Annotated in this window: 23 protein-coding genes; 15 read left to right on the top strand and 8 right to left on the bottom strand. The window is 71.0% G+C overall.

Features of this window, described 5'->3' with window-relative positions; translation table 11 throughout:
- Positions 1-30 precede the first annotated feature (30 nt).
- Positions 31-963, bottom strand: a complete 933-nt coding sequence (locus K415_RS0102710) for an NADP-dependent oxidoreductase (RefSeq protein ID WP_024285570.1) — start codon at positions 961-963, stop codon at positions 31-33.
- 99 nt (positions 964-1,062) lie between these two features.
- On the opposite strand from K415_RS0102710, the gene K415_RS0102705 reads away from it, so the two are divergent.
- Complete coding sequence (locus K415_RS0102705) at positions 1,063-1,710, top strand: TetR/AcrR family transcriptional regulator (protein ID WP_029663023.1); 648 nt, start codon at positions 1,063-1,065, stop codon at positions 1,708-1,710.
- Positions 1,711-1,753: 43 nt separating this feature from the next.
- Here K415_RS0102705 and K415_RS0102700 read toward each other — a convergent pair whose 3' ends face one another.
- Positions 1,754-2,587 carry an alpha/beta fold hydrolase gene (locus tag K415_RS0102700; RefSeq protein ID WP_024285569.1) on the bottom strand — a complete coding sequence of 278 codons (834 nt, stop codon included), beginning with the start codon at positions 2,585-2,587 and terminating at the stop codon, positions 1,754-1,756.
- Positions 2,588-2,632: 45 nt separating this feature from the next.
- Between K415_RS0102700 and K415_RS0102695 the strand changes: the two genes are divergently transcribed.
- From K415_RS0102695 to K415_RS0102670, 5 genes are all read left to right on the top strand, one after another.
- Entirely contained in the window at positions 2,633-3,091 is a 459-nt protein-coding gene (locus K415_RS0102695; protein ID WP_024285568.1) for a MarR family winged helix-turn-helix transcriptional regulator, read from the top strand.
- 244 nt (positions 3,092-3,335) lie between these two features.
- A complete protein-coding gene (locus K415_RS0102685) occupies positions 3,336-3,971 on the top strand; it encodes a DUF2306 domain-containing protein (RefSeq protein ID WP_081785159.1) in 636 nt (211 codons plus the stop codon).
- A gap of 47 nt (positions 3,972-4,018) precedes the next feature.
- The gene (locus tag K415_RS0102680; protein WP_024285566.1) at positions 4,019-4,852 is read left to right on the top strand and encodes an alpha/beta fold hydrolase; all 834 of its coding nucleotides are present in this window, start codon (positions 4,019-4,021) and stop codon (positions 4,850-4,852) included.
- A 25-nt stretch (positions 4,853-4,877) separates the two neighbouring features.
- Positions 4,878-5,423 carry a TetR-like C-terminal domain-containing protein gene (locus tag K415_RS0102675; RefSeq protein WP_231494808.1) on the top strand — a complete coding sequence of 182 codons (546 nt, stop codon included), beginning with the start codon at positions 4,878-4,880 and terminating at the stop codon, positions 5,421-5,423.
- Positions 5,424-5,587: 164 nt separating this feature from the next.
- A complete protein-coding gene (locus K415_RS0102670; RefSeq protein WP_024285564.1) occupies positions 5,588-5,899 on the top strand; it encodes a hypothetical protein in 312 nt (103 codons plus the stop codon).
- Between the two features lie 12 nt (positions 5,900-5,911).
- Here K415_RS0102670 and K415_RS0102665 read toward each other — a convergent pair whose 3' ends face one another.
- Positions 5,912-6,346 (bottom strand): DUF6326 family protein, encoded by a 435-nt coding sequence (locus K415_RS0102665; protein WP_024285563.1) that lies wholly within the window; start codon positions 6,344-6,346, stop codon positions 5,912-5,914.
- A 182-nt stretch (positions 6,347-6,528) separates the two neighbouring features.
- On the opposite strand from K415_RS0102665, the gene K415_RS0102660 reads away from it, so the two are divergent.
- The 4 genes from K415_RS0102660 (at position 6,529) to K415_RS0102645 (ending at position 10,420) form a co-directional block, all read left to right on the top strand.
- A complete protein-coding gene (locus K415_RS0102660) occupies positions 6,529-7,665 on the top strand; it encodes a sensor histidine kinase (RefSeq protein ID WP_029663018.1) in 1,137 nt (378 codons plus the stop codon).
- A complete protein-coding gene (locus tag K415_RS0102655; RefSeq protein ID WP_024285561.1) occupies positions 7,662-8,315 on the top strand; it encodes a response regulator transcription factor in 654 nt (217 codons plus the stop codon). Before K415_RS0102660 ends, K415_RS0102655 begins: the two co-directional genes overlap by 4 nt.
- Positions 8,316-8,492: 177 nt before the next feature.
- Positions 8,493-9,752: a sensor histidine kinase gene (locus K415_RS0102650; protein ID WP_024285560.1), complete on the top strand. Its 1,260-nt coding sequence runs from the start codon at positions 8,493-8,495 to the stop codon at positions 9,750-9,752.
- Positions 9,749-10,420: a response regulator transcription factor gene (locus tag K415_RS0102645; RefSeq protein WP_024285559.1), complete on the top strand. Its 672-nt coding sequence runs from the start codon at positions 9,749-9,751 to the stop codon at positions 10,418-10,420. Before K415_RS0102650 ends, K415_RS0102645 begins: the two co-directional genes overlap by 4 nt.
- A 13-nt stretch (positions 10,421-10,433) precedes the next feature.
- Here K415_RS0102645 and K415_RS22455 read toward each other — a convergent pair whose 3' ends face one another.
- The 3 genes from K415_RS22455 to K415_RS0102625 form a co-directional block, all read right to left on the bottom strand.
- Positions 10,434-10,967: a hypothetical protein gene (locus K415_RS22455; RefSeq protein ID WP_024285558.1), complete on the bottom strand. Its 534-nt coding sequence runs from the start codon at positions 10,965-10,967 to the stop codon at positions 10,434-10,436.
- A 281-nt stretch (positions 10,968-11,248) separates the two neighbouring features.
- A complete protein-coding gene (locus K415_RS0102635; protein ID WP_024285557.1) occupies positions 11,249-12,913 on the bottom strand; it encodes a diacylglycerol kinase family protein in 1,665 nt (554 codons plus the stop codon).
- A 94-nt stretch (positions 12,914-13,007) separates the two neighbouring features.
- Positions 13,008-13,346 carry a hypothetical protein gene (locus tag K415_RS0102625; protein ID WP_024285556.1) on the bottom strand — a complete coding sequence of 113 codons (339 nt, stop codon included), beginning with the start codon at positions 13,344-13,346 and terminating at the stop codon, positions 13,008-13,010.
- A 217-nt stretch (positions 13,347-13,563) separates the two neighbouring features.
- Between K415_RS0102625 and K415_RS0102620 the strand changes: the two genes are divergently transcribed.
- Positions 13,564-15,786 (top strand): MMPL family transporter, encoded by a 2,223-nt coding sequence (locus K415_RS0102620; protein WP_024285555.1) that lies wholly within the window; start codon positions 13,564-13,566, stop codon positions 15,784-15,786.
- A 153-nt stretch (positions 15,787-15,939) separates the two neighbouring features.
- Here K415_RS0102620 and K415_RS0102615 read toward each other — a convergent pair whose 3' ends face one another.
- Entirely contained in the window at positions 15,940-16,485 is a 546-nt protein-coding gene (locus tag K415_RS0102615) for a TetR/AcrR family transcriptional regulator (protein WP_024285554.1), read from the bottom strand.
- 134 nt (positions 16,486-16,619) lie between these two features.
- Here K415_RS0102615 and K415_RS0102610 point away from each other — a divergent pair, with 134 nt between their 5' ends.
- Positions 16,620-17,717, top strand: coding sequence for an IS110 family transposase (locus K415_RS0102610; RefSeq protein WP_024285553.1), 1,098 nt, complete (start codon positions 16,620-16,622; stop codon positions 17,715-17,717).
- Positions 17,718-18,075: 358 nt separating this feature from the next.
- On the opposite strand, the gene K415_RS21335 is transcribed toward K415_RS0102610, so the two are convergent.
- Entirely contained in the window at positions 18,076-19,023 is a 948-nt protein-coding gene (locus K415_RS21335) for a zinc-binding dehydrogenase (RefSeq protein WP_197024644.1), read from the bottom strand.
- A gap of 283 nt (positions 19,024-19,306) precedes the next feature.
- On the opposite strand from K415_RS21335, the gene K415_RS0102600 reads away from it, so the two are divergent.
- The 3 genes from K415_RS0102600 to K415_RS0102590 all read left to right on the top strand — a co-directional run bounded on the left by K415_RS0102600 (position 19,307) and on the right by K415_RS0102590 (position 23,962).
- The gene (locus K415_RS0102600) at positions 19,307-20,335 is read left to right on the top strand and encodes a LacI family DNA-binding transcriptional regulator (protein ID WP_029663013.1); all 1,029 of its coding nucleotides are present in this window, start codon (positions 19,307-19,309) and stop codon (positions 20,333-20,335) included.
- Between the two features lie 778 nt (positions 20,336-21,113).
- Positions 21,114-22,562 carry a glycoside hydrolase family 36 protein gene (locus tag K415_RS0102595; RefSeq protein ID WP_197024642.1) on the top strand — a complete coding sequence of 483 codons (1,449 nt, stop codon included), beginning with the start codon at positions 21,114-21,116 and terminating at the stop codon, positions 22,560-22,562.
- A 65-nt stretch (positions 22,563-22,627) separates the two neighbouring features.
- Complete coding sequence (locus K415_RS0102590) at positions 22,628-23,962, top strand: ABC transporter substrate-binding protein (RefSeq protein WP_024285550.1); 1,335 nt, start codon at positions 22,628-22,630, stop codon at positions 23,960-23,962.
- The last annotated feature ends 57 nt before the right edge of the window (positions 23,963-24,019 follow it).

Raw genomic sequence — 24,019 nt, 5'->3', positions numbered from 1 at the left:
GATCCCCGCCGCGTGGGTGTGCCGGGTGGGTCAGGCGATCGTGAGGACGAGCTTTCCTCGGGTGCCTGCGCCGAAGTCGGCGAACGCCTGCGCCACCTCGTCGAGGTCGTAGATCTTCTGGATCGTCACGGTGGTGTGCTGGTCGGCACTGTTCTGCGCGAGGCGGTCCAAGGTCGCGGTCGTCGGTGTGGCGTAGACCGGGGCCACGGTCGCCGTCTGGGTGGGCAGCTGGTCGGGGGAGCCGAGCAGCGTCGAGGCGAACCGGCCGCCGTCGCGCAGCGCCGGTAGGAGCGCCGCGCCGTCGCCTGCGAGGTGGACGATCGCGTCGACCCCGCCCGGGTGGGCGGCCAAGACCTGCGCCGCCACGTCCTGCCTGTAGTCGACGACCTCGGCGGCGCCCAGGCCTGTGACCAGGCTCTGCTCCTCGACCGAGTGGGCTGTGGCGATCACCGTCGCACCCGCGTGCGCCGCGAGCTGGATGGCCTGGTTGCCGACCCCGCCGGTGGCGCCGGTCACCAGCACGACCTGCCCGGGCTCGAGCTGGGCTGCGTCGACCGCGTCGACCGCGGCGGTGCCGGCCAGCCCGAGGGCGGCCCCGTCGGTGAAGCTGACCGACTCGGGCAGCCTGGCCAGGCCGACGGCGATCGGGACGGTGACGAGCTCGCCGAACGAGCCGTCGCCCAGGAACGCCTTGGTCACCACCCCGAACACGCGCTCACCGACCGCGTACCCGGTGACGCCCTCGCCGACCGCGTCGACGGCACCGGCGAAGTCCTTGCCGAGCACGACGGGGAAGCGGTGCTCCATCATCCCGTTGAGGTAGCCGGCCGCCACGGCCAGGTCGAAGCCGTTCACGGAGGCGGCGTGCACGCGCACCCGCACCTCGCCCTCGGCGGGCTCGGGGATGGGGACGTCTCGGACCTCGGGGGCGGAGCCGAACTCGGTGAGGGCAACTGCGCGCATGGGACGCTCCTAGAGCTCAAGTGGAGGACTGATTCCAGTTTCACCGACGCCAACGCGTCAAACGGAGGAGGTATTCCACTTCGCCGCTAGGGTGGCTGCGTGACCGCGAACCGATCGGGCTCGAGCGACGCGGAGCCGTTGCGGGCTGACGCCGAGCGCAACCGCGCCCGCATCCTGGCGGCTGCCCGGCAGGCCTTCGCCGAGCAGGGCCTGGACGTCGCGACGACGGACATCGCCCGCGCGGCCGGCGTGGGGATCGCCACCCTGTACCGCCGGTTCCCCGCCACCGACGACCTCGTCGCCGCCGCGTTCACCGCCAAGATGGACGCGTACGCCGGCGCGGCCGAAGCGGCCCTCGACGTCGAGGACCCGTGGGTCGCGTTCTGCGACTACGTCCGCGCCATCTGCGAGATGCAGTCCCTGGACGCGGGGTTCGCCGACATCCTCGCCCTCGCCCCGCGACCGGCGTTCGACGACCAGCGCTCGCGCGCGTTTCGTGCATTCACCAGGCTTGTCCGGCGAGCCAAGGACGTCGGGGCGCTGCGGCACGACTTCGTGCACCAGGACCTGGTGATGCTGCTCATGGCCAACGCCGGACTCGTCCGCTCCACGAACGGCAACCCGCAGGCGTCGCGGCGCCTGGCCGAGTACATGCTCCAGTCGTTCCGCTCGCCCGGCGCCGGGCCCCTTCCTCCTCCGCCCTCCGCCCGGGGGATGTTCCGGGCGCTGCAGGATGGCGCCACCTGAGGGTGGTCGGGTGATCGTCCTCGGGCCCGGGACGACGTCCATCTCACGCAGCGAAGAACTCGCGCAGCACGGGTGCGACGAGGTCGGGACGACCACGTTCCGCACGGTCCTGGGTCGCGGCGTGGTTCAGGCCGACGAGCTCGACGTGCCGTGCGCCGGGGATGACCCTGGCCAGGCCGGCGACGGCGGCACGCAGGTACGGGCGGGTCGCGGTGCCGTCGAGCAGGAGGGTCGGCACGTCGATCGCCGCGAGCTCCTCGAGTCGGTCGGCGTTCTCGCGGACGATCGCGAAGTCGGCCCGCAAGGCGTGCGCCAGCTCGCGCACGTGGGCCCGCCCGGCGGTCAACGGCGTCCGGTCGTCGGCCGTGAGCATGCGGCGCGACGCTGCGGCCAGCAGTGCGGTCGGGAGACGGAACATCCACGGCGGTCCCATCTCGGCGAGCCGCATCGCGATGGCCATGGCGCGCGGCACGTCCCCGGCGTCGAGCGCGGCGTCGAACAGGGGCAGGAGGTCGAGCCGCACCGACGTGCCGATCGCGAGAGGGGGCTCGAACAGGGCGAGGCGCCGGACCTCGCCGCCGGCGAGCGCGGTCCGTGCGGCGATGATCGCGCCTGAGCTGATGCCGAGCACGTCACGCGCGCCCGTCTCGACCAGGACCGCGCGAAGGTCGTCGACCTCGGTCGACGTCCCTGGGGCCGGTGCTGATCCGCCCCGGCCGCGGCGGTCGAGCAGGTGCACGGTGCGGGTGTCGGCCAGGAGGCGGGCGAGCTCGAGCTGACTCGTCCCGCTCTGCATGGCGCCGTGCACGACGACGAGCCCCGGTCCCGTGCCGATCGAGTGCACGCGCAGGGCTGTTCCATCCGGTGAGGTGATCATCACGGTATCTTAGTCACTAAGAGACTCATCTGCCAAGATACCTGCATGGACCGTGCCGACCGCCTCCAGCGCCTCCAGCTCCTCTCGGAGACCGATGCGACCCAGACTGCACTGTTCCAGCAGGCGGCCGCGGCAACCTACGGCCTGGGCCTCACGGAGATGCGGGCGCTGAGCATCCTGCTGCGGCAGGGTCCGCAGACCGCCGGCGCACTGGTGCGCGCGCTGCACGTCACGTCCGGCGCGGTCACGGGAGTCGTCGACCGCCTCGTGCGACGTGGCCTGGCGCGCCGGGGGGCGGACCCCACCGACCGCCGCAAGGTCGTCGTCAGCGTCGACCTCGAGGGGCTCGCCGCAGGCGAGAACGTCTACCTCGGCATCGGCGAGGCCTTCCAGGAGCTGTACGCGGACTACACCGACGCCGAGCTGGAGTTCCTCGAGCGACACCTCGCGGCGTCGATCGAGATCACCGCGCGCGAGACCGCCCGGCTGCACCAGCAGGACTGACCGGCGGATCCTTACCCCGGAGCACGGGTATCTCACCCTGTCAGTCACATCATGTGGTGAGGTCCGGTGTGCTCACCCCTGCCTACGGTCGAGTCGTCCCGTGGCGCCCGGCCACGGAGCCTCGGACCAGGGAGCTCGACATGACCATCACCACCACGACCGGCCCGCGGCTCGACCCCGTCGGCGCCAGGTGACCGTCCCCACGGCAACCCGTCCGGCCCGGAAGGTCGGGTGGGACGGGTGGGTGCCGTTCGCGCTGCTCACCGTGGTCCTCATCCCGGTCATCGCCGGCTCGCTCCGTCTGCTCGATCTGGCCGGCGGTCCGCAGCTCCTACCGGCGAACCCGCGCATGACGGCCTCGCCGCTGCCGGTCGTCCTGCACATCGTCAGTGCCGTCGCCTACGCCACACTCGGCGCCCTGCAGTTCTCCGCGCAGCTCCGGCGCCGACGTCCGGCCTGGCACCGGAGGTCCGGACGAGTCCTCGTGGTTCTGGGCCTTGCCGTCGCGTTCTCGGCGCTGTGGATGACGCTCTTCTACCCCCGCCAGCCCGGTACGGGCGAGCTGGCTCAGGTGTTCCGGCTCGCGTTCGGGTCCGGTATGGCCGCCAGCGTCGTCGCCGGCCTCGCAGCGATCCGCCGCGGCGACGTGGCCCACCACCGGGCGTGGTTGACACGGGCGTATGCCCTCGCCCTCGGCGCCGGCACCCAGGTGTTCACCCAAGGCGTCGGACACGCGGCGTTCGGCACCGGCACACTCACGACCGACGTGAGCCTGGGCGCGGGCTGGGCCATCAACCTCGTGGTCGCCGAGTACGTCATCCGTCGCTGGGGTCGGCGAGCCAGGTCCAGGGCCGCCGCGATCCACCCGACCGTCGCGTAGCCCGTCCGGCTATTGACCATAGCCCAGCGGCTATGTACATTAGCCACATGACGACGAACCCGCGGGACGGAGTCCCGACCACCCACTACCTCTCGCGTGCCGAGGGCCGCATCGCCTACGACGTGTCCGGCGAAGGACCGCTCGTCGTGCTCGTCCCGGGCATGGGTGACCTTCGCTCGACCTACCGCTTCCTCGCCCCCGGGCTCCGATCCGCCGGTTACCGCGTGGTGGCCACCGACCTGCGCGGGCATGGCGACAGCGACACCGGCTTCACCGCCTACGGCGACGCCGAGACCGCCGCCGACGTCCTGGCGCTCGTCGAGGCGCTCGGCGGTCCGGCCGTCATCATCGGCAACTCCATGGGCGCAGGCGCCGCTGCCTACGCCGCCTCGGAGCGGGCCGACCTCGTGTCCGGTCTCGTCCTGGTCGGACCGTTCGTCCGCAACACCTCCGGAGCCGTGCAGACGATGCTCATGCGCCTCGCGATGCTCCGCCCGTGGGCCGGCCTGGTCTGGAGGACCTACCTCCCCAAGCTCTACGCCGGTCAGCAGCCGCCCGACCAGCGCACCTATCTCGACGCGGTCGCGGCAGCCATGTCGCGGACCGGCCATGCCAAGGCCTTCGCGCGGCTCGTGGCGCAGCTCGACCACTCGGTCGTCGAGGCCCGCCTCGGCGAGGTGCAGGCGAAGACGCTGGTGGTCATGGGCGACCTCGACCCGGACTTCCCGGACCCGAGGGCGGAAGCCGACTGGATCGCCGCGCACCTCGACGCCCGCGTCGTGATGGTGCCGGAGGCGGGCCACTACCCGCAGTCGCAGCGACCTGATCTCGTCGTGCCCGCGATCCTGGAGTTCCTGGCCGAGGTGTCGCACCGTGCCTAGGGCCGGGTTGAGCCAGGACCGGGTGGTGCTTGAGGCGGAGCGGATCGCCGACGAGGTCGGGCTCCCCAAGCTCACCCTCGCCGCCCTGGCCCAGAGCCTGGGCGTACGACAGCCCTCGCTCTACAAGCACATCGACGGCATGGACGCACTCCAGCGCAGCATCGCCGTGCGCGCGAAGATCGAGCTCGCCGACGTACTCGGTCGCGCGGCAGTGGGGAAGTCGCGTGACGCCGCGGTGCGCGCGGTGTGTCTCGCCTATCGCGCGTGGGCTCTCGAGCACCCGGGGCGCTATGCCGCCACGATCCGCGCCCCGGCACCCGGTGATGCGGACGACCTCGCGGCCAGCACCGCAGCAGTCGAGGTGGTGTTCGGGGTGCTGTCGGGCTATGGCCTCGACGGCGAGGTCGCGATCGATGCCACCCGCGCGATGCGAGCCTCGCTGCACGGGTTCGTGACGCTCGAGACGACTGGCGGCTTCGGCTTGCCGCGTGCCGTCGCCCGCAGCTTCGATCGCCTCGTCGACGGCCTCGTCGCGGCGCTGGAGACCAGCAGCTATCGGGGTGCGTCGTGAGCACCTCGGACCCGGTCGCTCCCGTCGGCCGAACCCACCTCGGCCTGCACGGGTTCCGGCGACCGGGCGGAGTCAGGTCGTAGGTCCCCTGCGCGAGTGGGGGTGGGCAGTGCCAAGATCTGAGGAACGCGTGCGCGACGGCGCGCACGAGGGAGGTGGCACACATGCCTGAGACGACGGAGACCATCTGCCACTGGGAGCAGGTCCAGCGCCAGTGGAAGTGGGAGTGGGCCAGCTACCACCCCCACGCCGGGGTGTTCTGGACCGCCGGCCGCGAGGACGGCACGACCGAGCTCCTGGAGGACGCCACGCTGACGCCCGAGCCACCCGAGCCCAAGGTGGACCTCGCATACGGCAGCAGGTGGGAGAGGGTCTCGGGCACCGGGACGAACGTCGTCGTCGCGGCGGTCGACCTGCCCGAGGGCGAGTCTCCCGTCGGTGTGGGGTGGCGCCTGGTGGAGACCGTCGGCCGCTGACGCCGAGCCGGCTCACACGGCGGGGCGCCTCGGCCAGGTCCAGGCGAGCCGCACGATGGCGAGCAGGAGCAGGATCTCGACGACGCTGCCGAGGACGTAGTAGGTCCAGGTCTCGCCGATGACGGACACGGCCACCGTGGCTGCATAGATCACGCTGACGACGATGTTGGTGATCCGGTTGACCCTCGATCGGGCCACGAGAGAGACGACGACCATGAGGCTCGGGATCAGGATGTAGATCGTTGTGTTGACCAGGAAGACCTGGTCGATGCCGAACCCCGCACCTGGGACCTTGCCGGCGAGAGCCCCGTTGATGACGTCGGCGCGCCAGAATCCGAAGATGTCCACGTACGCGAACACGAAGAGCATCGAGCTCCACAAGCCGGCAAGAACGATCTTGACATCGACCTTCGTGTCCTGAAGGACTGTCGTTCGATTGGTGCTCACTGGTCGAACCCCCTGCCTCGTCCGGTCACTTCGTGCACCTCGAGCCTGGCGGGGGAGGTGTCGCAGGACACCAGCCGTCCGGCCACACCTCGACCTGGCCGATGAGTCAGGCATGGACTGGCCGAACGGCCGTTCCGGCTCCACCACGTCGTCCGTACTCTGAGATCGTGTGGAGTGCAGCGATGTCCCTCTGGGTCGAGCCGGCCGTCAAGGATCCTCCGGCTCGCGGGCGGCGCGACTGGGCGCTCGCGGCGATCGTGATGGTGGGTGTCGCCCTCGAGGCGGTCCTGCGTCGTGACCTGACGTGGCCGCCGGTCGCCGTCGGCGTGGGGTGCGGCGTGGCGGTCGCGGTCCTGTACCGGAGGAGCCATGCGCTGATCGCGGTGGCTCTCGCCTTCGGCGCACTTGCGGTGCTCGACGTGGCAGCCTCCGTGGCCGGCGCTGAACCCGTGGTGTTGTACAGCGGGGCGGTCGTTCTGGTCCTCGCCTACGCGTTGTTCAGGTGGGGCGCCGGTCGCGACGCCGCCGTCGGGCTCGGCATCATGCTCCTCGCTGTCGTCGTCAGTGTGCTCACCGACTTCACCGGCGCCAGTGACGCCATCGGCGGCGCGGCAGTGGTCCTCTTCGCAGCGGTGCTGGGCGTCCTGGTCCGGTATCGCGCCGCAGCTCGAGAGAAGCTGGTCGACCAGGCGAAGCTCGAGGAGCGGGCTCAGCTCGCCAGGGAGCTCCACGACACCGTCGCCCACCACGTCTCGGCGATCGCGATCCAGGCCCAGGCCGGCCTGTTCGTCGCGCGATCTGGTTCGTCGCTCATCGGGGCTACCGAAGCGCTCGAGATCATCGACCGCGAGGCGGCCCAGACCCTGGCCGAGATGCGAACCATGGTCGGCGCACTCCGGGACCGCGACGACCCGTCAGCCATGGCGCCACAGCGTCGAGTCGCTGACATCGAACGACTGGCTGCGAGGAGCACCGGCTCCCTTCACGTCGATGTCGCGTTGAGCGGCGAGCTGGCGAACCTCCACCCGGCCGTGGAGGCAGCGCTGTACCGGGTCGCGCAAGAATCGGTCACGAACGCCCGACGCCACGCACAACAGGCCACGCGGGTGGAGGTCGCAGTGATCGGGGGCCCGACGGAGGTCGAGATGACGGTCGACAACGACGGTGCGCGTCCGACGAACCCGAACGCAGCCGGCTACGGGCTCGTCGGCATGACCGAGCGGGTCACCTTGCTCGGCGGCACGTTCAGCGCTGGGCCGCGACTCAGCGGCGGATGGGGTGTCCGTGCCGTCCTGCCCCGCCGTGGTCCCGCGACATGACGATCCGGGTGGTCATCGCCGATGACCAGAGCATCATCCGAGCCGGGCTGACCACGATCCTCGATGGCCAGCCGGACATCGACGTCGTCGGTCAGGCCGCCGACGGGCGCGAAGCGGTCGACCTCGCACGCCGACTGCGACCGGACGTGTGTCTGCTGGACATCCGCATGCCGAACCTGGACGGCATCGAAGCCACCCGGCTGCTCGCCGGGCCCGACGTCACGGACCCGATCGCCGTCGTGGTGATCACGACGTTCGACACCGATGAGTACGTCTACGGAGCACTGAGGGCAGGGGCTCGAGGCTTCCTCCTCAAGGGCGCCGCACCGGACCAGCTGGTCCAGGCCGTTCACGCAGCGGTCCGGGGTGACGCGCTGATCGATCCCGGTGTCACGGCTCGGCTCCTCGCCAGCTTCTCGACGAGGCCCCTGGCTTCGCGCCCGGCGCAGCCGATCGAGCCCCTGACCGAGCGCGAAGAGGTGGTGCTCCTGACGGTGGCACGGGGACGGACCAACGCCGAGATCGCTGACGAGCTGTACATCAGCATGAGCACGGTGAAGTTCCACCTCGCCGGTCTCATGTCCAAGCTCGGAGCCCGGAACCGGGTGGAGCTCGCCATGTGGGCGTACGAGACCAGGCGCGTGCCCTAGCCTCGATCATGGCGGCGGCTTCCGCGCAGCGGACGGCGCGGGAGCGTACGGCAACGGCGGTACATCGGGCTACCGCACACGGCTGACGACGCCGAGTGCCATGGTGCCGAGGATGAGACGCCGTCAGAACTACCCTCGCTGGACCATCGGCGACCGACAGAGCGAGGAGCCGTAGTCGTGACCCAGGAGCCGCGCACCACAGCGGACCTCGCTGCCGGCGCTGCCCGGAGTGGGCTCAGCTCGCGTGCAGCGCCGGCGGGGCTCCCGCTCACCCTCGCGACGCTGGTGCTCATGGTGACTGCGGTGGTCTACCGCGAGGGTGGCGCGACGTTCCCCGGGACCGCGCTGCTCGTGTTCACGGTCGCGGCGTGGCTGCCGCTGACCGTGCGGACGCGGTGGCCGCTGCCGGCGCTGCTCGCGACGGTCCTGGTCGAGGCGACCCAGCTGGCGCTGCAGCCCACCCTCGTGCCGGGGTGGGAGACGCCGATCCCGATGGCGGCGTTCCAGCCGATCCCGGTGGCCACCGTGGTTGCGGCGTTCACCGTGGCACGCCGGCTGCCGCGGCGACGAGCGTGGCTGGCCGGAGCAGCAGCGGCCGTCGTGCTTCCGGCCGTCGCCCTGGTGGTGAACCACGAGCAGGTGTGGACCTTCATGTCCACGTGTCTGACGATGTTCAACCTCGTGCTCGGCGGCACCGCGGTCGGCGCCCTCGCCGCCGGCCGGCAGGACCGCCTGGGACGCGAGGTGAGCGAGCGCGAGGAGCAGACCCAGCGGGCCGTCGAGGCCGAGCGGCTGCACATCGCCCGGGAGCTGCATGACGTGCTGGCGCACCATCTCACTCTGGTGAACGCGCAGGCGGCGGTCGCGGAGTACCTGGTGCGAACCGACCCGGAGGCTGCCGCGACCGCGTTGCACGGACTTGCCGAGCACACCCGGAGCGCCCTGGACGAGGTTCGCGCAACGGTTGGCCTTCTTCGGCAGCCCAACGAGGCCGACGACGCCGTCCGCACGCCCTCGCCGCGGCTGGAGCACCTGCCCGAGCTGGTGGACGCGGTGCGGTCGGCCGGCTCCCAGGTGGACGTCGCGGTGAGCGGCGAGCCCCGGGCGCTGACCGCGCGGGGCGACCTCGCGGCCTACCGGGTGGTGCAGGAAGCCCTGACCAACGCGGCCAAGCATGCGCCGGGCGCACTGATCGAGGTCAACCTCGACTGGGACTCCGACCAGCTCCGGATCCGCGTGCGCAACGGCGCCTCGCCCGATCCCCGTCGGCGGTCCCCGTCCACCGGCCCCGGTCACGGGCTGATCGGGATGCGCGAGCGCACGCACGCAGCCGGCGGCACGTGGAGCACGGCGGTGCTCCGGGGCGGCGGCTTCGCCGTGCGCGTCACCTTGCCCACGGCCGACGCGCCCGCACCGACCCTGACGGAGACACCATGACCATCCGCGTCCTTCTCGCTGACGACCAGGCCCTGCTGCGGGCCACCTTCCGCCTTCTGCTCGACTCCACGGCGGACATCGAGGTAGCGGGCGAGGCGAGCACCGGAACCGAGGCCGTGCTGCGGGCACGGACCGAGCGCGCCGACGTCGTACTCATGGACCTTCGGATGCCCGAGATGGACGGCATCGAGGCGACCCGTCGGATCACCGCCGACGAGGAGCTCCAGGGCGTGCGCGTCCTGGTCCTGACCACGTTCGAGGACGACGACCTCGTGGTCCAGGCACTTCGTGCGGGCGCGTCGGGCTTCCTCGGCAAGGGTGTGGAGCCCGCGGGGCTGCTGGCCGCCATCCGGACCGTCGCGGCCGGGGAGTCCCTGCTCTCACCTCTCGCCACCACCGCACTGATCGCGCGCTTCCTCGAGCATGCGCCGGTACCGCGCCGTGAAGGCGCAGCGCTCGTCGACCCGCTGACCGCGCGGGAGGAGGAGGTCACGGCCCTGGTCGCCGTCGGGCTGTCCAACGAGGAGATCGGCGCCCGGCTGTTCATCAGCCCTGCCACCGCCAAGACCCACGTCAACCGGGCCATGATGAAGACGGCGTCACGCGACCGCGCCCAGCTGGTCGTCTTCGCCTACGAGACCGGCCTGGTCTCACCACCGCGCCGCTGAGGAGGCAGGCGGGTCACGCCAGGAGCTGGCTGGCCTCCTCGCCCGTCTCGTAGACGACGTCATAGAGGTCGCCGATCTGGCGGGCGACCTCGGCGGCCTTCCTGGCCCTGACCCGGCCGAAGCACGCGTAGCCCGCTGCCCACCCGAGGAGGCCCAGGACGCCCAGCGGGATGGACAGCCACACCAGGCCGGCGTCCAGCGCGACGACCGAGCCCGCCAGGAACGCCGAACCGACGATGCCCGCCACGATCGCAACGGTCATCGCGGCCGCCGTGACGCCGCGCTCCATCCTCGTGATGGCGGCAAGGGCGGTCTCGCACCGGTGCTGCAGCTCCACGACGGCAGGTCGGTTCTTGATACGCCGCTCACGGCTGAGCGTGAGATGGACCTGAGGCGCGCCCGGCGCGATCGAGCCGCGCTCGTGGACCACCCAGCCGAAGTTCCCGTACGCGTCGCGGTGCAGCAGCTCCAGGCTGCGGTCGACGCGGACGGTCAGGTACTCGTTCGCCGTGAACCGGCTCCTGGTTGATGGCTCGTGCTGCGACATCTCCGCCCCTCTCGCGGTCGCGCCCGGGTGGGGTGCGGCCAGTCCGCGCGGGAGCACCGACGCGGCGCCGTCGCCACGCTGGGCCGGCTGCCCGGCTCCCGTCGACCTCGAGCCTCGTCCGTGCTCGGTCGGCGCACATCGCCCGGCCGGCGCGTCCGCGCTACCGCAGCTGCGGTACGCGCGCAGTCGGTCCTGTGCACGGCCATCCAGGTGAGCCGCGGCGAACCGGAGGGCCGCCTGACCGGACCGTGTGCGCGCGATGGCGCTTCCCGGCCGGGCGGTCACTCGCGCGGCGCAGAGTGCCTGCTGCCGGGCATGTGTCGGGGTCGCGCGAAGTGCCGACGAACGGACGGCTGGGGCGTCATGACGAGGAGTGCGTGGGGCAGGACCTCCGCCGTGAACGCCATCGCCTCACCGCTCATGTCGCCGTCCAGCTGGTAGGCCACGGGACGGTCGAGGACGACGTCGACGCGCTGCCCACGCACGTGGGTCGGCGGCGGCTCGGTGGCGACGCGCAGCGCCGCCGAGGCTGGCCGGATGAGGCCCGCGAGTCCGGCCTTCGACGCGACGAGGACATCGAGCTCGCCGTCGGTCGGGCTCGCTCCGGGGATCAGCTGGATGCCGCCCTGGAGCCGTCCCACGTTCCCGACCATGGCAATCACGGCGTCGCCGTCGTGGCACGTCACACCGTCGACCGTCACCGTGGCGCCGAAGGCCGGCATCATCACCTGCTGGGCGGCCGCGACCACGTACGCGCCTCCGCGCAGCACTGTCTTCAAGCGTGGGTCGGTGTCGCGCATGATCTGCGCGTCAAGGCCGACGCCGGCCATCACGGCAAAGATCCGGGACTGGCCGTCGACCGTCCAGCGCACCATGTCGATCGCCGTGGGTACGCCGCGCAGGGCGACGGCGATCGCGTCGTCCTCGTCGAGCGGGATGCCCAGGTTGCGGCACAGGAGGTTTCCGGTGCCGGCCGGCACGAGGCCGACGGGCACGGCGGACCCGGCCAGCTCGGCGCACACGGTGCGCACCGTGCCGTCCCCGCCCGCGACGAGCACGAGGTCGACGCCCCTGGCGAGGGCCGCGCGTGCCATCCCCCGACCGGGGTCGTCGACCAGCGTCTCGAGCCAGAGGGTGGGTTGCCATCCGCTGCGGCTCAGCGCGAACTCGACCCGCCGGCGGAACTGGTCCAGCTCGAGCACCTTGGTCGGGTTGTAGATCACCGCCGCCTGCCGGCCGGGCAGGACAGCACGCCCTGGTCGCCAGGCACCGGTGATCGTCGCGACCCGACTGAACCAGAGCGCGCCGACCGCGACCGCGATGCCCAGCAGCTGCCCGCCGATCAGGTCGGTGCCGGACTCGGTGCCCATCGCCCACTGGTCCACCCCGACGGTCGTGACGAGCATGGCCCCGAAGATCCGGCGCTTCCAGCGGGCGGCACCGGGCCTGCGCTGGGCATTCGCCGTGGTCACCAGGACCCACGTGAGGATCGTCGCTGCCACCATGTGCCCGGCAGGGTAGGCGCTGAGGGAAGCCGTGACCGAGTCTGAGAAGAGGGACGACGGGCGTGGCCGGCCGTACAGGGCTTGCTGAACGACCCAGAGGGGCACTCCGAGCGAAGCCAGGGCGAGCGCCCGCGCCAGACGCCGCTGGCGGCGGCGGAACGACCGCAGCGCCAGGGAGACGGTCACTGCCACGATGACGAAGGGGTGGGTGGCGGACGCGAACACCTCGGCCAGCTGGCCGGCCGGTGATCGGGGCTCGAGGACGGGGTGGCCGAACGCGGCGTCGACCCCGTCCGTCCAGCCGAGGACGACGCCGATGGTCCACAGCGCGTACGCGGCGACGGCGGCGACGAACAGGCGGCGCTCTGCCAGTCGCCCCGAGGACCGGGTGAGACCCGCGATGAGGTCCGTCGTCGATCGGGTGGGGGCGGGTGCGGTCACATCTCCTCCTCGAACGACGCGTGCCCGCTGCTCGGAGCCACGATCGCCGTCGCACGCGACCGCACGGCGTCGTGGCGACCTGGTGCGCACGTCATCACGCGGATCCCGCTGGCTGACGCGCGGGCACCTGGCGCGCGCCGGTGCGGGCGCCGATGACACGGTTCAGGACCCCGAAGTTGACCAGCCCGACGGCGCCGGTGGTGAGAGCGAGGACGCCAAGGGTCGCCACGCGCCCCGCGTGCGGTGCGACCAGGTTCCAGACGGCGAGTGTGGCCGTCGTTGTGCAGAGCCCGACCAGTGCAGTCGCCGTCCCGCCGGCGGCGAGGAAGACCACTGCATAGGCCGCGTTGGCCGCGAGGCCGGTCAGTGCGAAGCGGCCGAGCACGGACGCACGGTGGCGCGCCGTCGGATCGGCGACGGACGTCGTGGCCATGGCTGCTCCCTTCCTCGGCGGTTCAAGAAGGCTTTCGTGCCGGGCGGGTCGGTGTCGTGGTGCGAACGCGGCGCGCGCTCTACCGCGACTGGGCCGAGCCGGACCGCTGCGGTACCGCGCACGCGGTAGGTCGATCACAGCGCATGGTTGACGCCCGGAGACGAGCAGCCGGGGAGTCTCGAGGGTGACAACGACCAACCCGAGAGAGGTCCCGATCATGTCGACACTTGCCCGCTGGTGCTATCGGCGCCGCCGCGTCGTCCTCGCGGTGTGGATCGCCGCGCTCATCGGCCTGATGGCGGCCGTGTTCTCTGCCGGCACCGCCTTCACGACTGCAGCGCAGCTGCCCGACAGCGAGTCGTCCACGGCCTACGCGCTCATCGCGGAGGCCGGTGCGGACGGCACGTCGGTGGGAAACGTCGTCTGGCGCACCGACGGCGTGGCCATCGACGACCCGGCGGTCGAGCAGCAGGTGGCGGCGATGCTGGCCGAGGTCGCCGCGGTACCCGGTGTGGAGTCCGTCACCAGCCCCTACAGCGGCGCCGGCACAGCTCAGATCAACCCCGACGAGAGCACGGCGTTCGCCCGCGTCACCGCGACGAGCGAGGTCGACGTCGATGCGGTGCGGGCCATCACCGACCGCTACGACAGCGCGACCGTCGAGGCGGCCGCCGGGGGCCAGGCGTTCTCGCAGCTGCCCGAACCCTCCCACGGCATGGAGGTCATCGGCCTGCTGGCCGCGATCGTCCTGCTCTTCGTCGCGTTCCGATCGGTGTGGGCGTCGGCCCTGCCGATCCTGACCGGGGTGACCGGGGTGGGCGCGTCGCTGCTGGTCGTGGTCCTCGCCTCGCACGTGATGTCCCTGGACTCCACCTCGCTGACCATGGGTGCGCTGATCGGCCTCGGCGTCGGCATCGACTACGCGCTGTTCATCGTGAACCGCCACCGCAAGGCCCTGATGGCCGGCGCGTCGTTGCCCGATGCCATCGCCAAGGCGCTCGACACCTCCGGGCGCGCGGTGGTCTTCGCCGGCCTGACCGTCATGGTCGCCCTGCTGGCCATGTTCGTGGTCGACCTGAGCGTCCTGACCGGGATGGCGCAGGCGGCCGCCCTCACGGTGCTGTTCACCGTGATCTCGGCCCTCACCCTGCTCCCGGCGCTGCTGGGGATGATCGGGCTCAAGGTCCTCTCTCGGCGCCAGCGCCGGGAGCTCGCCCTGGGCTCTGCGGCACCGACCAGCGCGCGCGTCCGCATGGGAACTCGGTGGTCCCTGACCGTCCAGCGCCACCCCCGGCTGGTCGCCGTGGCCGCGCTGCTGGTCCTGACCGCCCTCGCCGCCCCCGTGGTGGGCATGCGGGTCGGCAACGCCGACGCCAGCAGCGACCCTCAGGGTTCGCCCACTCGCGAGTACTACGACCTGATGTCCCCGGCCTTCGGTGACGGCGTGGACGCCACGCTGGTGCTCGCGGCCCGCGTACCCGACGCCGCGTCGGCGACAGCGTTCGACGACCTCGTGGCCGGCCTCTCCGACGTCCCGGGTGTGGCCGCCGTCCAGGCCGCGCCCGTCCAGCCTGGTCAGGCGATCGCAATCGCTGCGGTCGTGCCGGCCACGAGCGCGCAGACCGCAGCCACCGAGGAGCTCGTCACCACTCTCCGCGACCAGGTGATCCCGAGTGCCGAGAGCGGCACCGACCTGACGGTCTACGTGGGCGGGGAGACCGCAACGAACATCGACGTCTCGCAGGCACTGATGAGCCGGCTGCCGCTGTACCTCGGCATCGTCGCGCTGCTGGGGTTCCTCCTCCTGGCGATGGCGTTCCGTAGCGTGCTCGTCCCCCTCGTCGGCGCACTGACCAACGTGGCGACGATCGCCGTGGGCCTGGGAGTCATCACGGCCATCTTCCAGCTCGGCTGGGGCAGCCAGCTGCTGGGCGTGGGCTCCGGAGCCCCGATCATGTTCATCGTCCCGGTGATCCTGGTCGGCGTGGTGTTCGGGCTGTCCATGGACTACCAGGTGTTCCTCGTCAGCCGGATGCACGAGGAGTGGGCCCACTCCCGGGACAACCGCCGCGCCGTGCGGGTCGGAGTGGCGGAGACCGCCCGCGTCATCGGTACCGCCGCAACGATCATGCTCAGCGTGTTCGCCTCCTTCAGCTTCGGCGGTGAGCGGATCGTGGCAGCCATGGGCATCGGCCTGGGTGTCGCGATCCTCGTGGACGCCTTCGTCGTCCGCCTGTCGCTCGTCCCCGCGCTCATGCACCTGATCGGGCGACGCAACTGGGCCTACCCCCGATGGGCGGACCGCATCACGCCGCAGATGTCCGTCGAGGGAGCCGCGGACGACGCGTCTCCACTCGCGCTCGAGTCGCTCGACGCGACCGCCGGCGCCGGCGCCGGCCGACCCGACGTTGCCGCCGACGCTGGGCGCAGGCAGGCATAGCGACCGGAGCCGGCGGCTCGAACAGGCCCGGGTGGGACGCGGAGGGCGTCCTACCCGGGCCCTGTCGTGTGCCGGCATCGACGGCGGCCGGTCGGCCCTGGACGCAACCGCAAGGAGGCCGCAGGTGCGGACCTCGACGTGTGAGCTCCCGGCTCAGCCGGTGAGCAGGCGCTGGAGCAGTCCCCCGTACCGTTCGACGAGCTCGGCACGGTCCATGGCGCGCAGGCCTGGGTCCTCGACGACCCACAGCGAGTACAGCAGCCCGGCGAGCAGCGCTCCGGCGAGCCGGGCGCGCGTGTCGGCGTCCGGTCCGGACAGCCGGGCCCGCAGGGGCGCGACGAAGTGGGACTCGTGGTTCGTGGTCAGACGCGCCTTGATCCGGGGCCGGTCGCTGCCCCGGAGCAGCGCGAGGTAGACCCCCCGGGTCGCCTCGTCCGCGTCGAGCAAGGAGGTCGTGAAGCTGCGACCCAGGTCCTCGAGCGGCACGTCGTCGAGGGGCCGGTCGGCGAACCGTGAGTGCACCGCCTCGAGGAAGAGCAGCTCCTTGGAACCGAAGTGCCGGATGACGAGGGCGGCGTCGGCACCGGCGTCGGCCGCGATGTCGCGCACGGTGACGCCGGCGAAGCCGCGCTCGGCGAACATCGTCGCCGCGGCGGTCAGGATCCGCCCGCGCGTCGCCGTCCCGGAGCCCCGTGCCATGGCGTCAGCCTAGACGGTATGGAGTGACCGCCCGGGTGTGGGTGGTTGCGGGCCGGGGCCTCACTCACGCAATCTCGTGGGTTACCGAGTAGGGGCTGCCTGCTCGGCCTATCCGACATGTGTGGGAGGCCCCGGTGTTCTCTGAGCGTACGAGTGTGGGGCTCGACGTGCACGCACGGTCGGTCGCGGCGGCTGCGATCGATGGCGTGACGGGCGAGCTGTTCCAGGCGAGGTTGACGCCCTCGCACGAGCACATCCGCGGGTGGATAGGCGCGTTGCCGGGTCCGGTCGCGGCGACGTATGAGGCCGGGCCGACCGGCTTCGGGCTCGCGCGGGCACTGAAGGCGGACGGGATTCGGTGCGTGGTCGCGGCTCCCTCGAAGTTGCAGCGACCGTCGGGGGATCGGGTCAAGACCGACGCCAGGGACGCGGTGCACCTCGCCCGGCTGTTGCGGCTGGACGAGATCACCGCCGTGGTCATTCCCTCCGAGGACCAGGAGGCGGCCCGGGACCTGGTCCGGGCGCGAGAGGACTGCCGCGGGGACTTGATGCGAGCCCGGCACCGGCTCTCGAAGCTGCTGCTGCGCCACGGGATCGTCTACGACGGCGGGCAGGCGTGGACCGGGACCCACGACGGGTGGCTACGACGCCAGCACTTCGAGGCCCCGGCGGTGCAGATGGCCTTCGAGTCCGACTACGACGCCGTGCTCGCCACCGATGCGCGCCGCGACCGGCTCGACGCTGCGATCACCGCGATGGCCACGGACAGCGAGTTCACCCCGGTCGTGCGGCGGTTGAGCTGCCTGCGGGGTGTCTCGACGTTGACGTCGTTCGCCCTGGCGGTCGAGATCGGTGACTGGCACCGGTTCACCGGCAACACCATCGGCTCCTTCGTCGGTCTGGTCCCCAGCGAGCACTCCTCGGGGGCCCGCCGGGTGCAGGGCTCGATCACCAAGACCGGCAACACCCACGCCCGTCGGCTGCTGGTCGAAGCAGCCTGGCACCACCGGGCCCGCTACCGACCCGGTGCGACCATGTTGGCCCGCTGGGACCTGGCCTCACCGGCTGCCCGCGCCCGCGGTGACGAGGGGAACCGGCGTCTGCACGCCCGCTGGGTCCGGTTCGACGAACACCACAAGCGACCCGTGATCGCCAACGTCGCCATCGCCCGCGAGCTCGCCGGCTGGTGCTGGTCACTGGCCACCCTCGAGGACCACACGACGGCCCGCTGAACCACCAGGCCCACGATCTGACTCCTGACCCCAGACCGGTAGCAGCGCGTGGAGCGACCCGCGAAACTCCTATGAGCAACGAGCCCCCAGGCTCGCGACGCCCGACTCTAGACCCGCGATCCGCTCCTGCCGAACAGCCCGTCCTGCGGTAGCCAACCCGCGCATATCAGTCTGACCGCGCGTCGCCAACGACACGCTCACCGGACCCCGGGGCCACAGAGTCAACAAGGAGGCGCCGCCCAGAACCCATCCGGGCGGCGCCTCACCCTGCCCACTTGACAGCGGGTCCCTCCATATCAGGAGCAGCAGGACGTGCCTGCGGCGCGGGGCCGCGGAGCCCTGGGAGCGGCGCACGTCGTCAGAACGTGATGATGATCTTCTCCGCGGCGCCCGGCGTCTGCGCGAGCGCGAACGCGTCCAGGGCGTGGGCGAAGTCGAAGCGGTCGCTGATGATCGCCCGGTACGCCTCGGGGCGCGCGATGATGTGGTCGGTGACCTCGAAGATCTCCGTCGGGTAGCCCATCGACGTGACGATCTCGACCTCGCTCGCCAGCACGGCGCCGAAGTCGACCGGCACCGGCTTCTTGTGCACCGCCGGGATGCTCAGCCGGGCCCGATGCTTGGCGCACACCATGACGGTGTCGATCACCGCCGGCACTCCTGCGGCGTCGAGGTAGACGTCGGTGCCCGGCCGAGGGTGGCCCAGACCATCGGCGGCCGTGCCGTGCAGCTCGGTGAGCCGCTCCTTGACGTCCTCCTGGGCTGAGTTGATCACCGCATCGGCACCCACCGCGAGAGCCTTGTCGAGCCGGCCCGGGAGGATGTCGACGACGACCACGTGCGCGGCGCCCAGCGCCTTGTACCCGATCGCGGCACCAAGGCCGATCGGACCGGCGCCGAAGACCACCGCCTTCCCGCCCGCGGGCAGGCGGCTCTGATTCACCGCGTGCAAGGCGACGGCCATCGGCTCGTTGAGCGCGGCGGCGTCCCACGGCAGGTCCTTCGGCACCACGCGGACGCTGCGCCCGACCACCGCGTCGCGGATCACCAGCAGCTCCGACAGCGCACCGGTGGGACCGCCGTTGCCGATGATGCCCGTCGGGTCCGCCATCGGGTTGACCACCACGTGGTCGCCCACGGACAGGCCGGTGACCTCCGCGCCCACCTCGGCGATCTCCCCGGCCGCCTCATGCCCCAGGATCGTCTCGCCCTGACGCGGCGGGATACCGCCGATGGCGATGTAGTAGAGGTCCGACCCGCAGATCCCGCAGGCCTTGGGCCGCACCAGGATGTCGCGCGGTCCCACCGTCGGCTCCGGTACATCCACGATCTCGACCCGGCCGGGTCAGGTCACCATCACGGCCTTCATCCGAAGGTCCTTTCCTGGGGGCGCCTCAGGTTGCGCGCAGGCACAGCTGCGGACGCCGTCGTCAACAATGTTGACTCGAGAGTGCTCCGCGGCTCCCGCCGTGTCAATCCGATCGCCCCTCGCATCCGCGGTGACCACCGGACAGTGCGCCGCTGACCGCGTCGACTGCATCGGCGCTCCCCTTGGACCCGGGTGCAGGCGATCCCCGTAGCCTTGTCGTGTGACCATCGAGAATCGCGTGAAGCCCCCCGTCATTGCTGATGTGGCGCGAGCGGCGGGGGTGTCTGTACCTACCGTCTCGCGGGTTCTCAGCGGGACGACGCGGGTTAGTCCTGAGCGTCGCGAGCGGGTCCTGGCTGCGATCCGCGAGCTGGGATTTCGCCCCAACGCCGCCGCGCGAGCGCTGTCGACCGGCACCCAGCTGATGATCGTTGTCTTCGCCGGTGACACCACCCGCTTCGGCTACGCCTCCACCATCCAGGGCGTGGAGGAGGCTGCTCGCCAAGCCGGCTACATGGTCGTCATCTCCGTGGTGGAGAGCGACAGCCTGTCGACCGTGGAGGCATCCATCGATCTTGCGCTCGGCCAGCCTGTTGCTGGTGCGGTAGTCCTGGAGTACGACCCGCCTGGCGTCGCCGTCCTGGCGGCGGTACCGCCGTGGCTGCCTACAGTGGCAGTCGCAGCCGGTCGACCCGCGGGCGAGGCTGTTCCTCATGCCTACATGGATGACCACGAGGCGGCTGCGCGCGCGACGCGGTTCCTGCTCGACTTGGGACACGCCACCGTCCATCACGTCGCCATCCCATCAACGGGTCGCCCCAGCTCGCGCATGCTCGGATGGCGCAGCGCGCTCGAAGCCGCTGGCGCACGAGTGCCGCCAGTCATCCAGGCCGACTGGCCGCCGACCTCTGGGTACGACGCCGGACTCCACCTTCTCGCGGACAGCAGTGTCACAGCCGTGCTCTGCGGAAATGACGAGCTCGCGATGGGTCTGACCAAGGCGCTCGCCGATCACGGCCGGGTCGTTCCGGACGACATCAGCGTGATCGGCTTCGACGACCACCCGCTCTCGCAGCTCTGGACACCACCCCTGACCACCGTGCGCCAGGACTTCGTCGCCCTGGGGCACCAGGCATTCACGCTGCTGCTCGCCTCGATCGGGCACACCGCCTCGCCCCACTCGGTTCGCATGACGCCGGACCTGATCGTGCGCGCGTCTACCGGACCGGTGCGCCGCACGGCCTCCTGACGGCCCGGCCTTCGGTCAGGCGTCGGCAACGACCTGAGCCGTTCGCTTGCCATTCTCCGTGATAGGCGGTTTCATAGAGTACGCAACGACGCCGAGCCGGGGAGTGCCACTCGCCATGATTGACCAGTCTGTCCAGGGCATCTCTCTGAACCTCCGGGAACTGGGGGGGCCCGATCTGCGCCTCGAGGGCGGTTTGGGCACGTGTGTGCGGTGTGTCGGTCTTGGGGGAGCGGCGGATGCGAACGCGCAGCCCCTCGTCGAGGTCCTGGCGGTCGGCCACGGGCGACAGGCGGCGAACCTCCGCAACACGAGGACTGCCATCGGCTCACAGCTGCTCTACGTGCGTCACGCGGTCACCGAAGATCAGCGGTTTCACAACGTCGTGATCGATCAGCACGACCCAGTGAGCGGTATCGAGGTGCGCTCCACTCTCCGACTCTCAGGCGACGCTGCCGCGCTGCGGACATGGACGACCGTGCGGAACGCCGGCGTCGGGCCGGTGCACCTGCAGGCCGTCTCCTCCTTCGTCGTCGGCGAGCCCCTCGGTGCAACGGAGCTCGAACAGATCGACAGCATCGAGGGAGCGAGCGACTGGATCGGCGAGAGCCGCTGGTCGACGGTGCCGCTGCGTTCCCAAGACGGACTGGTCTCCTTGGCACTGGACCTCCACCAGCACCAAGACGCACGAGGGGCCCGGACGATCGTCAGCCAAGGGGCCTGGTCATCCGGACAGCGCATTCCGGCGGGCGTGATTGCGCGGCGTGGCAGCGGACCTGCGATGGCCTGGCAGGTGGAGCACAACGGAGCCTGGCGCGTCGAGCTCGGCGAGCGGTTGCGCTCCGACGATCGCTCCTCGCTGGTGCTGGGCCTCTTCGGGCCGACGGACGCGGACCACGCATGGCTCCGGACGCTGGAGCCGGGTGGGTCCTTCACGTCGGTCCCGGTCTCAGTCGCGTTCTCGAACCAGGGATGGGTTGGTGCCGTCGCGGAACTGACCAAGCACCGCCGCACACTGCGAGACGCCTCTCGGCGCCCAGCCGTCGTCTTCAACGACTACATGAACACCCTGATGGGTGACCCGACGACCGAGAAGCTCGAACCACTGATCCGCAGCGCGGCATCAGTGGGTGCCGAGTACTTCTGCATCGATGCAGGTTGGTACGACGACGGTGGCGACTGGTGGGACTCGGTCGGCCAGTGGGAGCCATCCACCAAGCGATTCCCAGGTCGCGGACTCGGTAGCCTCCTGCAGCAGATCCGTGAGGCTGGGATGGTGCCCGGGCTGTGGCTCGAGCCCGAGGTTGTCGGCATTCGCAGCCCGATCGCCGACCAGCTGCCCGACGACGCCTTCCTGCAGCGCCGCGGCGTGCGGATCGTCGAGCAGGGCCGCTACCTGCTGGACATGCGCAGCGAGGACGCCGTCAAGCACCTTGACGCCGTCGTGGACCGCATGGTCGACGACCTCGGCGTCGGGTACCTCAAGCTGGACTACAACGTCACTCCCGGAGCGGGCACCGACCGCGCGGCCGACAGCCCTGGTGACGGGCTGCTGAGCCACAACCGCGCCCATCTGGCGTGGATCGACGGCGTACGTGCCCGCCATCCCCACCTGGTGATCGAGAACTGCGCGTCGGGTGCGATGCGCGCCGACTACGCGATGCTGGCTCGGATGGATCTGCAGTCCACCTCCGACCAGCAGGACCCGCTGCGCTACCCGCCGATCGCTGCCGGAGCCCTGCTCTCGATCCTCCCCGAGCAGGCCGCCAACTGGGCGTATCCGCAGCCGGACATGACCGAGGACGAGCTCGTCTTCACCATGTGCACGGGCCTGTCGGGTCTGCTGTACCTGTCTGGTCGACTGGACGAGATGGACGAACGGCAGCGCGCCCTGGTCCGCGAGGGCGTCTCGCTCGCGCGGAGGTGGGCCGACCAGCTCCAGCAGGCGGTGCCCATCTGGCCCCTGGGCCTCCCGGGATGGACCGACCCCTGGGTTGCCGTTGGCCTCCGGGCTGCCACTGAGACTCTCGTCGCCGTGTGGTGGCGAGGAGACGCGCACGGCGAGGTCGTCCTCGACCTGCCGGCCGGGTCGATCGAAACCGCCTACCCGTCGTCGCCTGCCCACCCCTGGCACCTGACCACGGACAGCGACGGGAGGACCCGGATCCGGGTCCTGACCCACAAACCTCAAGCGCGCATCCTCCGGATCGCGCACAACCCACTGGCCTGACCGAGCCCGATCAGGTCTCACCGGACCCGGCGTCACTGACGACCCGGAGAGATGCGAGGAATCCCATGAAGCGGTACCTCACCGGAGCGGCGGCCGTGGCCACCATCACGCTCCTGATGACTGCGTGCAGCGACCCGAGCGTGGACACCCCGGACGCGCCGGCGGATGCCGGCAGCGGGACGGCGTCGGACGAGTGGCCCGAGCCGACGGCAGACCTCACCGGGGTGGAGCTGACCATCTGGGCGGCGCAGAACTCGAACACCGTCCCCGAGGCGGTCGTGGCGCAGTTCGAGGAGGCGACCGGTGCATCTGTCGAGGTCGTCACCATCCCCGACCCGTACGAGCAGGGCATCCAGACCAAGGTAGCCACGGGCGACACGCCCGACCTCGCCTTCTGGCAGCCGACCGCGTCCATGCTGACAGCCCTGAACGCACCGACCAACCTCCAGTCGCTCGACGGGGCGCCATGGATCGAGGACCTCAGCCCAGCCCTGCAGGACATCACGGGCATCCTGGACGGCACACGCTACGCGGCCCTCATCACCAGCCCTGCGGTGGAGGGCGTCTACTACAACAAGCAGGTGTTCGAGGCGAACGGCATCGCCGACCTGCCGGCCGACTGGGAGAGCTTCATCGACACCGCTCGCACGCTCGATGCGGCCGGCCAGACGCCGTTCTTCGAGATGGCGGGCGACCGCTGGGCGACGCAATGGTGGGTCCAGGTCCAGCTCGCAGACGCCGCCAAGGACGGCCTGTGGGACCGCGTCAACACTGGTGAGGAGAAGTTCACCGACGAGACGATCCTCGGCGCGATCGAGACGTACAAGGCGCTCGTCGACGAGGGTCTGTTCAACGAGGACCTCGCCACCGCCACCTTCGAGGACCAGGGAGACGCGCTGCTCAACGGCGAAGCCGCCATGGTCGTCCAGGTCAACTCCTTCTTCAGCCAGCTGCAGGCGAAGGCCGACACCGCCGAGCTCGACGAGAAGATCGGCTTCTTCCCGATCTCGCCCGAGGGCAACACCGGCACCTTCATCCCGGACCAGTCGAACGCACTGGTCGCGTTCAAGACCGGGGACCAGCAGCGCGAGGCGGCCGCCCGCCAGCTGCTCGCCTTCTGGATGGGTGCGGCCTACCCGGCCTTCGTCGAGGACCGCGCCACCATCTCCCTGGAGGACTCGGTCGAGTCGCCCGACAACGTCCCGCAGGCACTCCTGGACATCCACGCCAGCCTCGAGGACTCGGTCGGCTCCATGCAGGCCCTCGCCGTCGCCAACCCTGACCTGTACATCTACCTCGCCGACATGATCCAGGGCAGCGCCACGCCCGAGCAGGTCGCCCGGCAGACCCAGGACCAGTTCGTCCAGCTCGCCCGCGCACAGGGCGTCGAGGGGTTCTGACCAACAAGGTGCCGGGCCGGCCGACGCCGGCCCGGCACCCTTCGATTCAAGGCGGCA

This window comes from Cellulomonas sp. KRMCY2 (assembly GCF_000526515.1).
In the GTDB taxonomy this organism is placed as follows: domain Bacteria; phylum Actinomycetota; class Actinomycetes; order Actinomycetales; family Cellulomonadaceae; genus Actinotalea.
This window is presented reverse-complemented; position numbering and strand designations above follow the sequence as displayed.